Genomic DNA, 12,287 nt, shown 5'->3' on the forward strand with positions numbered 1-12,287 from the left:
CCCCTTTTTAAAATTTAATTTACATGGGTATCTTAGACTATTTTTTTGTCTCTTTTCAAATGAAATTCTTTCCTTGGAATATTATTCATCAACTAAATTAAATGCACCCTTTATTTCCTCTGCTGCGTTAACAATCTCTGAGCCTTTCCACAATATTCATAAACCAGATTAAATGCACCCTTTAATACCGGTTCTTAGATTATCAATTAAAATGGCCCAATACTCCCGTAATTACCATATTGAGCCTTAAAAACACTCTTTTCGGCAACCTGGCAATCATAGTCAAAAACAACTTTAGACCCATAGCTTTGCGTCCTTACCTTTCGATAAGTTTGCCTTTTTGCGAATTATTTTTAAATTTACCATCATTAATACATTTTACATTTCTTGTTAAATTATAAACTATTTTGGCGAATTGTGTCAAGACATATATTGTAAAAAAACAAATGTGACATGGGTGTGACATGTGTGACATGGGGACGGTTCGTGTGTCACATGTGATTAAGGAACCGTCCCCATTGTTCCGCACTAAGCACCTGGCACCGCTTCTTAGTTATTTAAGTATGGGTCCAAGTCTTCTGCCTTTTCAATATTAAATATATTCAGTGCTATTTTTTTAAGCTGTTCTTCTCCTAATCGCTCAATCTTCTGCCTGTAATCCGATGGAATGTTTTTAATTCTTTGTTCCAGTTGCATCATGATTACTTGCTCTATTCCTTTTTCTATCCCTTTTTCTATTCCTTTTTCTATTCCTTTTTCTATCCCTTTTTCTATTCCTTTTTCTATTCCTTTTTTCTCCGCAAATTTTATTACATTCAACATGCTTATCTCCTCCCATATCTCTTCATAATCATTCAAATTTAAAAACTTATCGGCCAACACAAGAACTGCCGATACTATGGCCTCATAATGGCTTTTCTTTAACTTTATTCTACTGCATAATTTTATTACTTCTTTGGTTCTCTCTTTTACAGTTTTTGTGCTTTTCATAATTGGTAGAAATATCAGGTTAAGCCAGTCGGGCTGTTGCCCACTGTTAATTTTTTGTACTTCCTGTTCATAAATTATGTCTCCATCATATTGCTTCATATGTATTATTTCAATTCTATAATTGATTGCACCCATCTCAAAACCCTGTTCCAGCTGCTCATTTTTGCCACTGTATATTACCACTGTCTTGACCGGCTTTTTATGCTGCATTATCATTCTGGCATCGTACATGAATATTCTATAAAGAGTCTCCTGTGTAAAGTCCGATTGAAACTCCAGATGCAGTAAACTGCTGTCCTTTAGTTCAAACATGAAATCAGTGTGCATGGTATTGGCTTCTATCTTAGGAAGTTCTGTAGGGAATATCCTTTCTATTTGTGCACATTTTATTCCCAGAAATTCCAATATCCTTCCCTTGAATACACCTGCCGCCAATTTGAATATTAAATCATAATTCTTATCCGTTACTTTCTTTTGCATCTTCACACCTCCAGTTTATCATATTTGCCACCTATTGTAAATCCAGTATATATCAAACATATGTTCGTGTCAATGGTGAAAATATGTGACATGGGTGTGACATGGGGACGGTTCTCTGTCACATGCTCTTTTTATGTGTCAGAAGAACCGTCCCCATGGTTTACTGGTTTACCATGGTTTACTATCCTCATAAAGAACTTCAGGGTCAATATCCGCTTGATTACTCCACTCTATGCTGTCAAAACTCACTCTAACTGACCTAAACAATTTTTCATCTTTTAATTCTTTAAAAATACCTTTGTTCAGATAAGGTTTCATATCAAATATTCTTTTTTCCCCATTTTCAAAAGTTAATAGCAATTGGTAGTCCCTTAAAGGTTCAACATCAATAATAGCTAAATACATAAACATACCTCCTTTACTTTAACGGTTCAATTTTAAAAGGAAGCTCGCCATTCATTGCTAGAATTCATGTGACATGGGGACGGTTCGTCTGTCACCTGCGCTTTTTATGTGACTGAGGAACCGTCCCCATGTCACATTTTATGTGTCAGAAGAACCGTCCCCTTGGTTTGTGTCTAAGGATTTCAAAAAGTTTTTTAATTCTAGCATCTTACTATTAAAATTAATTCCTCTTGCAGAACAAAAGTTTTCAATCCACTTGTTAGTGCCGGCTTAAAAAATCCGCAAATCTATCAAATTTCCAATGTAAAATTACGTATTTGTGTGAAAAAATAAAAAGAAAAAAAGAAAACTACTCATAACAGAGTTATGAAGTAGCAACAACAAAATCTTATTTCATATGCTTTCCGGTCCATTTCCGCCAAATCACCGAATAAGTCCGAAACCAAACACAGTAAGCCTTAGAACACTGGAAAGGTATTTAAAACTCTATTATGAAGGTGGTCTTGAGGCATTAAAGCCAAGTCAAAAGGAACGGGCCTCCAGAATACCAGTGGACTATCTGGAACAAGCTGCCCTATTAAGACGTGAAAATCCCAAGCGCAGTATTCTAACCATTATCTCTATGCTAGAAAAATCCGGACCGACGGTTCGTCTGTCACATGCGCTTTTTATGTGACTGAAGAACCGTCCCTATGTCACCCTAGAACCGTCCCCTTGGTTCATATTCGTTTTTCCATTACTAAGCGCCTGGCACCGCTTCTTAGTTATTTAAGTATGGGTCCAAGTCCTCTGCCTTTTCAATATTAAATATATTCAGTGCTATTTTTTTAAGCTGTTCTTCTCCTAATCGCTCAATCTTCTGCCTGTAATCCGATGGAATGTTTTTAATTCTTTGTTCCAGTTGCATCATGATTACTTGCTCTATTCCTTTTTCTATCCCTTTTTCTATTCCTTTTTCTATCCCTTTTTCTATTCCTTTTTCTATTCCTTTTTTCTCCGCAAATTTTATTACATTCAACATGCTTATCTCCTCCCATATCTCTTCATAATCATTCAAATTTAAAAACTTATCGGCCAACACAAGAACTGCCGATACTATGGCCTCATAATGGCTTTTCTTTAACTTTATTCTACTGCATAATTTTATTACTTCTTTGGTTCTCTCTTTTACAGTTTTTGTGCTTTTCATAATTGGTAGAAATATCAGGTTAAGCCAGTCGGGCTGTTGCCCACTGTTGATTTTTTGTACTTCCTGTTCATAAATTATGTCTCCATCATATTGCTTCATATGTATTATTTCAATTCTATAATTGATTGCACCCATCTCAAAACCCTGTTCCAGCTGCTCATTTTTGCCACTGTATATTACCACTGTCTTGACCGGCTTTTTATGCTGCATTATCATTCTGGCATCGTACATGAATATTCTATAAAGAGTCTCCTGTGTAAAGTCCGATTGAAACTCCAGATGCAGTAAACTGCTGTCCTTTAGTTCAAACATGAAATCAGTGTGCATGGTATTGGCTTCTATCTTAGGAAGTTCTGTAGGGAATATCCTTTCTATTTGTGCACATTTTATTCCCAGAAATTCCAATATCCTTCCCTTGAATACACCTGCCGCCAATTTGAATATTAAATCATAATTCTTATCCGTTACTTTCTTTTGCATCTTCACACCTCCAGTTTATCATATTTGCCACCTATTGTAAATCCAGTATATATCAAACATATGTTCGTGTCAATGGTGAAAATATGTGACATGGGTGTGACATGGGGACGGTTCTCTGTCACATGCTCTTTTTATGTGTCAGAAGAACCGTCCCCATGGTTTACTGGTTTACCATGGTTTACTATCCTCATAAAGAACTTCAGGGTCAATATCCGCTTGATTACTCCACTCTATGCTGTCAAAACTCACTCTAACTGACCTAAACAATTTTTCATCTTTTAATTCTTTAAAAATACCTTTGTTCAGATAAGGTTTCATATCAAATATTCTTTTTTCCCCATTTTCAAAAGTTAATAGCAATTGGTAGTCCCTTAAAGGTTCAACATCAATAATAGCTAAATACATAAACATACCTCCTTTACTTTAACGGTTCAATTTTAAAAGGAAGCTCGCCATTCATTGCTAGAATTCATGTGACATGGGGACGGTTCGTCTGTCACCTGCGCTTTTTATGTGACTGAGGAACCGTCCCCATGTCACATTTTATGTGTCAGAAGAACCGTCCCCTTGGTTTGTGTCTAAGGATTTCAAAAAGTTTTTTAATTCTAGCATCTTACTATTAAAATTAATTCCTCTTGCAGAACAAAAGTTTTCAATCCACTTGTTAGTGCCGGCTTAAAAAATCCGCAAATCTATCAAATTTCCAATGTAAAATTACGTATTTGTGTGAAAAAATAAAAAGAAAAAAAGAAAACTACTCATAACAGAGTTATGAAGTAGCAACAACAAAATCTTATTTCATATGCTTTCCGGTCCATTTCCGCCAAATCACCGAATAAGTCCGAAACCAAACACAGTAAGCCTTAGAACACTGGAAAGGTATTTAAAACTCTATTATGAAGGTGGTCTTGAGGCATTAAAGCCAAGTCAAAAGGAACGGGCCTCCAGAATACCAGTGGACTATCTGGAACAAGCTGCCCTATTAAGACGTGAAAATCCCAAGCGCAGTATTCTAACCATTATCTCTATGCTAGAAAAATCCGGACCGACGGTTCGTCTGTCACATGCGCTTTTTATGTGACTGAAGAACCGTCCCTATGTCACCCTAGAACCGTCCCCTTGGTTCATATTCGTTTTTCCATTACTAAGCGCCTGGCACCGCTTCTTAGTTATTTAAGTATGGGTCCAAGTCCTCTGCCTTTTCAATATTAAATATATTCAGTGCTATTTTTTTAAGCTGTTCTTCTCCTAATCGCTCAATCTTCTGCCTGTAATCCGATGGAATGTTTTTAATTCTTTGTTCCAGTTGCATCATGATTACTTGCTCTATTCCTTTTTCTATCCCTTTTTCTATTCCTTTTTCTATCCCTTTTTCTATTCCTTTTTCTATTCCTTTTTTCTCCGCAAATTTTATTACATTCAACATGCTTATCTCCTCCCATATCTCTTCATAATCATTCAAATTTAAAAACTTATCGGCCAACACAAGAACTGCCGATACTATGGCCTCATAATGGCTTTTCTTTAACTTTATTCTACTGCATAATTTTATTACTTCTTTGGTTCTCTCTTTTACAGTTTTTGTGCTTTTCATAATTGGTAGAAATATCAGGTTAAGCCAGTCGGGCTGTTGCCCACTGTTGATTTTTTGTACTTCCTGTTCATAAATTATGTCTCCATCATATTGCTTCATATGTATTATTTCAATTCTATAATTGATTGCACCCATCTCAAAACCCTGTTCCAGCTGCTCATTTTTGCCACTGTATATTACCACTGTCTTGACCGGCTTTTTATGCTGCATTATCATTCTGGCATCGTACATGAATATTCTATAAAGAGTCTCCTGTGTAAAGTCCGATTGAAACTCCAGATGCAGTAAACTGCTGTCCTTTAGTTCAAACATGAAATCAGTGTGCATGGTATTGGCTTCTATCTTAGGAAGTTCTGTAGGGAATATCCTTTCTATTTGTGCACATTTTATTCCCAGAAATTCCAATATCCTTCCCTTGAATACACCTGCCGCCAATTTGAATATTAAATCATAATTCTTATCCGTTACTTTCTTTTGCATCTTCACACCTCCAGTTTATCATATTTGCCACCTATTGTAAATCCAGTATATATCAAACATATGTTCGTGTCAATGATGAAAATATAAGCCGCCTGCCCAATTTAAAACAGGTGGCTTAACACTTGCATCCATGTCACACAATCTTCTCAACCACTCTGTGACATGTGTGACATGGGGACGGTTCGTCTGTCACATGCGCTTTTTATGTGACTAAGGAACCGTCCCCGTGTCACACAGCTGACTTCTGTATATGCTGCTTATAATCATCATGCTGCGCAAGGACATTCGTCATCCCCTTTTGATTAGACAAATAAAATGTCCTATGTACCTTTGGCTTTCTTAAATCCGCATCAATCAATAAAGTCCTGCTTCCCGACTGTGCAAAAGTAATAGCAAGATTCGCTATGGTAGTCGTCTTACCCTCCCCTGGCCCGGCACTTGTCACCACAATTACCTTCAGAGGTTTATCAACACTGGAAAACTGTATATTCGTCCTCAAAACTCTATAAGCCTCCGAGATAGGCGACTTAGGGTTGGTATGGGCAATTAACGATCTTTCACCTGACATCAAATAAACTCCCTTCTTAGAATTAACAATTCGACATACAATTCATAATCATTAATCATCAGTTATAATTCTTTCTGGTTATTTTAATAATTGCGCTTATCATATTCTTACACCCTTTGTTGTCAAAAGTAATTGACAATTGTCAATTGCCAATTATTCCGGAAATACCGGAATAGTCCCGATAACTGGTAAACCAAGGTGTTTTTGCACGTCTTCCGGCGTCTTAATCGTATTATCCAGGTATTCTATCAAGAAAATGATTCCCAGTCCTGTCATCAACCCTACGAATGCGGCTATGGCAACATTGAGTTCTTTCTTTGGCTTAACAGGGGTAAGCGGTACTTCTGCCTTGTCTATTATCTGAACGTTCTCTACGTCCATCAGTTCTACAACTTTTTTCTTAAAAACTTCAGCTACTTTGTTGGCAATCTCTTTTGCCATTTCAGGATCTGTATCCTGTGCAGTTATCTCAATCAACCTTGTATCATTTTTTAAACTAACACCTAACTTGGCTGCCATCTGGCTGGTGGTCATGTCTTTGAGCCCTAATTCCTGTATAACTGTACTGGAAACCAGCCTGCTCTTTACCAGTTCACGGTAGTCTTTTACCAGCTGATTTCCTACCAGCAAATCGTTGTAGGCAATTCCCCCCTGGGTATCTATCTTTTTAAATACATATAACGTAGTATTAGACTGATAGATAGGTTTTAGTACAAAAAAGCTAATCACTGCCGATGTGGTAGTAGAAAGTAATGTGATAAGAATGACAACCCATAATCTTTTTCTAATAATTTGCAAATACTCTCTTAACTCCATAATTAACCCCACTTCAATAAATTTTATAATATGTCGCTTTTTATGTATGATATAAACAAAATTATTATACCATTATAGCCTTTTCCCTTCAAATAAAAATTTATTTCCTCTGCTGCGTTAACAATCTCTGAGCCTTTCCACAATATTCATAAACCAGATTAAATGCACCCTTTAATACCGGTTCTTAGATTATCAATTAAAATGGCCCAATACTCCCGTAATTACCATATTGAGCCTTAAAAACACTCTTTTCGGCAACCTGGCAATCATAGTCAAAAACAACTTTAGACCCATAGCTTTGCGTCCTTACCTTTCGATAAGTTTGCCTTTTTGCGAATTATTTTTAAATTTACCATCATTAATACATTTTACATTTCTTGTTAAATTATAAACTATTTTGGCGAATTGTGTCAAGACATATATTGTAAAAAAACAAATGTGACATGGGGACGGTTCTCTGTCACATGCTCTTTTTATGTGTCAGAAGAACCGTCCCCATGGTTTAAGAACCGTCCCCATGGTTTAGTCCCCATGGTTTATGTTTGATTATTTCAAAACTTTAAAATATAATGGGTGGCCTTTGCCACCCTAAGAAATATAATGTGCTCAACCTTAATGCTGAGCTAAATACTTTCTTATTATATAATATTCCCCAGAATTATAAAAATAACCAAAAAAGATGAAAAGGACAATACAAATTGTCCTTTTCTAAAAAACGCTATTTTATAGCCACGTGCTTGACCATATATCAAGCTAAATAATTATCTTAATTTAATTATATGGGACTAGTTATGCCATGTCAAGGTTTTTCTTTAATCTATCGCAAATTCGTTTTACTGCTTCAGGTTCTAGTTCTGCAACTTTGTGTATAAGACGCGCTTTATCTAAATAATGAATTTGCTCTGTTTTTGCCTTTGAAGGAATTTTATCTAACCTACCACTTTTTATATCTTTTAATTCTATTTTTTCATGTGGTGGATATAATTTTCCGCTACTTGATATTGGTATGCAAACTACTGTATTGCCATATAAATTTCCTTTATTGTTTTGCACAATTAAAACAAGATGCTTATTATTTATTTCTTTTCCAATATTTTCCCCTAATTGGGCTAAATAAATATCTCCTCTTCTAGGTCTAATGGGATGAAATTTTTTCTTATCTTTATTCCTAATTTCCTCCTGCTCAGATGCTAATAAATTAATATCTAATTTTTCATTTAACCAGTTACAATATCTTATACTATCACTGTGCTTTCTTTTGTTAATCCCTTGTTTTAATTTCATTATACAAGATTCTAGTATTTTGATTTCTTCTAATGATAAATCATTTAAACTTGGCGAAAGGTAATACTTTAAAACATTTATTAATTCATTAAAATCATTATCACAAGCCCTTTTTTTTATTTCAGAAAAGATACTATCTAATATAGAATTCTTCTCTTTTGTTAGTTCATTAATGCCATCTTTTTCTTCAAATGTTTCAAAATTAAATTCCAATTCTTATGTTCCCCCCTTTCTTACTAAAACCGATACCCTTGTCTTTGTTTTTAATAATAGAACAACGCTATTACTCTCTAACGTATAAAGCTCTGTGAGGTATTCTCTCCAGAGCCTATATTCTTCCACATTTTATACTATATCATTTTTCTTTACATGACATGGGGACGGTTCGTCTGTCACATGCGCTTTTTATGTGACTAAGGAACCGTCCCCGTGTCACATATGTGACTAAGGAACCGTCCCCGTGTCACATATCAAGTTTTAAAACAATCTCTGCAAACGTTAATAAATCATCCAAATGCAACGCAATAATTTTCTCAATGATTTTAATATTAATAGATTGATAATCATGCACTGCAATATTACGAAATCCTACCATAGCTTTTAATTTCGCAGCTAAATCATTATCAATAATATGATGCTCATAAAGAAAATCAAACGCATCCCTGCTATTCTGCGGCAAACCTAATGCCTTTTCAGACACAATATGCATCGCAATGTCTATTGCCGCTTCACATGCTCTCTGAATATTTAGAATAATGGCATCCTGCTTTGTAAAATTGTTTAAGTTCTCAAGGTTGTTATCATATTCCTCGTGTATTCTCTTTATACAGCGCCGGATTATACTAACTTTGTTTAAAATAATATCAGTTGGCATAATCTACACCTCGTCCCTTTATCCTATCAATGACACACTGCCGTTCTTCATTCAATAAAGCATATTCCTTCAATGCCTTCATTTGAAATATCATTCTCTTATAAGGTTCTTTATCATAAATTACTTTTCCATTGGCAACAATTTGTGCTTTAAAAACCGTAGACGCTTTATTTAGATCAATCAGATCTACTTCCCTACCTAATGTATCCGCAAGCTCCTGAGCAATCATAAAAACGTGATATTCATCACAGCTACAATTGCTCATAAACGCAATGTCAACATCACTATCATCCCTTAGTTTACCTTTTGCTGCAGAACCAAATAGGATGGTAAAATCCGGCGACAGCTTATCTTTTAATAAATCATTAATTTTCTCTATATCGGTTGATTCTAAACTTCTATTTTTCATCCTAATCACATCCCGATTCCTGTTATTCTGTGTGTCATGGGGACGGTTCGTCTGTCACCTGCGCTTTTTATGTGACTGAGGAACCGTCCCCATGACACATCTCCACTCTCGCTGTCCTTGGCATTTCTTCCACCCCATTTACCTCCTCTCAATTTATCTTATCATAGTATTAAATTCAATTCAAGAACCGTCCCCAAATTCACCCCCAATGCGCTTTAAACTGCAGCACCTTTCAACTTTCTCTTAAGTACGTTTACCATTGTGTCAACTTCTTCTATATTCATAAAGTAAATAATTATAAAATAGGTTAATGTACCTATTCCTATTGAAATGATTAAAGATAAATTAGCGTTTATACTGTTAAGCAATGCATTATAAGAAACCTTTGCTATTATCCCCATCACCAATGAAGCACACAGGATTTTTACAAAGGAAATGGTTATGTTCTTCATGCCATATGGACCAATCTTTTTTCTTAAGCTGATAAATAATAATACGGTACAAAATATAGCCGATATACTTGTTGCTAAAGCAAGCCCTCCTATACCTAAAAATTTAGATAGAATGATGTTTAAAATAATATTCATACCCATGGCTATAGCAGCATTCATCATAGGTGTCCTGGTGTCGTGCAGGGAATAAAATGCTCTTGATAGCACTTCCCTTAAACCAAAACCAATCATACCCATGGAGTAAAAGAATAAAGCATAAGAAGTCATAAATATGGCATTGGTATCAAACGCCCCTCTGCCAAATAAAAGTCTAACCACTGGTCCTGCAAAAATCATAGCTCCAACAGTAGTGGGTATGACTAACAAATTAATAGAGCTTACAGCTTCTGACAGAGATTTTTTAAGCCCGGTCATATTGTTTTCCGCTGCCATTTTGGAGATCATAGGATACATGACAGTAGCAATTGATGAGACAAATATCCCCTGCACGAACCCATTAAGCCTGTTGGCATAGTTAAGAGCAGATATCCCACCTTCAGCTATTTGAGAAGCCAAGGTCCTGTCCACCAAAGTATTGATTTGATTGACCGATACCCCTATTATTACCGGAAGGGCTATACAGGCCATAGTCTTTATATGTTCATCTCTTATGTTTAAAACAAACTTATATCTATATCCTTTTTTATATACATATGGTAATACAAAAAATAATTGAGATGCAATTGCTGTCACGCTGCCTATGGCTAATACGAATATATTCGTCTTAGCACTTAAAAATATAAATAGTATTACCAAAAAATTAAAAGGGAATCCCACAAGTGCAGGAATAGTATAGTTCCCTTTTATTTGAAGAAATCCATTAAATACATATGCAAGTCCTGTAAAGTATATCCCAAATAAACTTATTCTTGTCAACTTAACAGCTAATGCTAAAGTTTCTCCTTCAAAACCTGATGCAAAAACTTTTACTATTGGATTAGTAAATAAAAGTCCTAGAATCACTATGATAGTACAAATTACTATTAATACATTTACAAGATTATTAGTATATCTATTGGCCTCTTTTATCCCATTACTATTTTCTATTTTGCTGTACATGGGAATATAACCTGTAGTTATACCTGTCCCTATAAAAGCAAATATCACCATCGGTATAGTAGTAGATATTAAATAGGCATCACTAATATTAGATGCTCCGTAAAAGTATGATAGCGTAATATCTCTAGCAAAACCAAATATTTTCGAAAGTATTGTGATTAACATTAAAAGCATTGCCATTTTTTTCATGTGTTTTACCTCTATTACTTTAACGGTGTTTTCAAATATTTTATATTAAAATCACTCTAACTCAAATAGTAATATCCCAGTGCCTATCACTATTTTTCGTTTACTAAATCCAATTCGTCTAAATACCTTTTTAAAGCATCCTTCCATTCAGGAAGCCTTGTAAACAAAGACCTATCAAGACTCTTTTTTGACATTCGTGAATTTTTCGGCCTTATTGCTTTTGTTGGATACTCTTCTGTACTTATAGGATTAACACACACATCAAGTCCAGTTAAATTAAATATTTCTTTGGCAAACTCGTGCCAGCTGCAATAACCTTCATTTGTGGCATGATACGTCCCATATTTGTTTGTAACAGACATATCTGTTATAAGACGTGCAACGTCAAAAGTATATGTTGGAGAGCCTATTTGGTCACAGACAACATTCAGTTGTTTTCTTTCTTTTCCTAGTGTCAGCATAGTCTTTACAAAATTATTTCCGTTCTTTCCGAACACCCATGAAATTCTGATTATAAATGCTTTATCGACCAGTCTCTTAACTTCGAGCTCACCTTCATATTTAGTTTGACCATAGTAGTTTATAGGGGCAGGCATATCAGTTACTTCATATGGCACTTCTCCTTTACCATCAAAAACGTAGTCAGTGCTAATATATACCATCTTTGCTCCTACCTCCGAACAAGCCTGAGCAACATATCTGGTTCCAAGTACATTTACGGCATAACACACAGCTCTGTCTTCTTCTGCTCTATCAACTGCGGTATATGCAGCACAGTGAACAACTATATCAGGTCTATAGTTTCTAATAAAGTCCATAGTCTGTCTTTCATCGGTAAGATCAAATTTTTCTTTATCTACCCCAAGGCATTCAACATTTAAACTCTTAAACCTTTTTACAACATCATATCCAAGCTGACCTTTAACCCCTGTCACAAGAACTTTCAAATAGCATCACCTTTATTCCTTTATTTTTGTAA

The 12,287-nt window shown here is 35.2% G+C and carries 12 protein-coding genes and 2 riboswitches; all 12 genes read right to left on the reverse strand.

What is annotated here, in order from left to right; genetic code table 11:
• Nucleotides 1–260: 260 nt before the first annotated feature.
• Nucleotides 261–347, reverse strand: a riboswitch (cyclic di-GMP riboswitch).
• A 202-nt stretch (nt 348–549) separates the two neighbouring features.
• The gene (locus tag CIB29_RS10030) at nt 550–1,470 is read right to left on the reverse strand and encodes a DUF4351 domain-containing protein (protein WP_094549313.1); all 921 of its coding nucleotides are present in this window, start codon (nt 1,468–1,470) and stop codon (nt 550–552) included.
• A gap of 168 nt (nt 1,471–1,638) precedes the next feature.
• Nucleotides 1,639–1,875, reverse strand: coding sequence for a DUF2442 domain-containing protein (locus tag CIB29_RS10035; protein ID WP_094549315.1), 237 nt, complete (start codon nt 1,873–1,875; stop codon nt 1,639–1,641).
• A gap of 760 nt (nt 1,876–2,635) precedes the next feature.
• A complete protein-coding gene (locus tag CIB29_RS10040) occupies nt 2,636–3,544 on the reverse strand; it encodes a DUF4351 domain-containing protein (protein ID WP_094549317.1) in 909 nt (302 codons plus the stop codon).
• Nucleotides 3,545–3,712: 168 nt separating this feature from the next.
• Entirely contained in the window at nt 3,713–3,949 is a 237-nt protein-coding gene (locus CIB29_RS10045; RefSeq protein ID WP_094549315.1) for a DUF2442 domain-containing protein, read from the reverse strand.
• A gap of 760 nt (nt 3,950–4,709) precedes the next feature.
• A complete protein-coding gene (locus tag CIB29_RS10050) occupies nt 4,710–5,618 on the reverse strand; it encodes a DUF4351 domain-containing protein (RefSeq protein ID WP_094549317.1) in 909 nt (302 codons plus the stop codon).
• Nucleotides 5,619–5,847: 229 nt separating this feature from the next.
• The gene (locus tag CIB29_RS10055; protein WP_094549318.1) at nt 5,848–6,186 is read right to left on the reverse strand and encodes a CpsD/CapB family tyrosine-protein kinase; all 339 of its coding nucleotides are present in this window, start codon (nt 6,184–6,186) and stop codon (nt 5,848–5,850) included.
• Between the two features lie 153 nt (nt 6,187–6,339).
• Nucleotides 6,340–7,002: a YveK family protein gene (locus CIB29_RS10060; RefSeq protein WP_094549320.1), complete on the reverse strand. Its 663-nt coding sequence runs from the start codon at nt 7,000–7,002 to the stop codon at nt 6,340–6,342.
• Between the two features lie 250 nt (nt 7,003–7,252).
• Nucleotides 7,253–7,339: riboswitch (cyclic di-GMP riboswitch) on the reverse strand.
• A gap of 452 nt (nt 7,340–7,791) precedes the next feature.
• Nucleotides 7,792–8,499, reverse strand: coding sequence for a type II toxin-antitoxin system PemK/MazF family toxin (locus CIB29_RS10065; RefSeq protein WP_094549311.1), 708 nt, complete (start codon nt 8,497–8,499; stop codon nt 7,792–7,794).
• Nucleotides 8,500–8,749: 250 nt separating this feature from the next.
• Entirely contained in the window at nt 8,750–9,160 is a 411-nt protein-coding gene (gene hepT, locus CIB29_RS10070; RefSeq protein ID WP_094549322.1) for a type VII toxin-antitoxin system HepT family RNase toxin, read from the reverse strand.
• Complete coding sequence (mntA, locus tag CIB29_RS10075) at nt 9,150–9,569, reverse strand: type VII toxin-antitoxin system MntA family adenylyltransferase antitoxin (RefSeq protein WP_094549324.1); 420 nt, start codon at nt 9,567–9,569, stop codon at nt 9,150–9,152. Before mntA ends, hepT begins: the two co-directional genes overlap by 11 nt.
• A gap of 215 nt (nt 9,570–9,784) precedes the next feature.
• Nucleotides 9,785–11,308, reverse strand: a complete 1,524-nt coding sequence (murJ, locus tag CIB29_RS10080) for a murein biosynthesis integral membrane protein MurJ (protein WP_094549326.1) — start codon at nt 11,306–11,308, stop codon at nt 9,785–9,787.
• An 89-nt stretch (nt 11,309–11,397) separates the two neighbouring features.
• Complete coding sequence (gene rfbD, locus CIB29_RS10085; RefSeq protein WP_094549327.1) at nt 11,398–12,255, reverse strand: dTDP-4-dehydrorhamnose reductase; 858 nt, start codon at nt 12,253–12,255, stop codon at nt 11,398–11,400.
• Between the last annotated feature and the right edge of the window lie 32 nt (nt 12,256–12,287).

The organism is Petroclostridium xylanilyticum, from assembly GCF_002252565.1.
GTDB classification, from domain to species: domain Bacteria; phylum Bacillota; class Clostridia; order SK-Y3; family SK-Y3; genus Petroclostridium; species Petroclostridium xylanilyticum.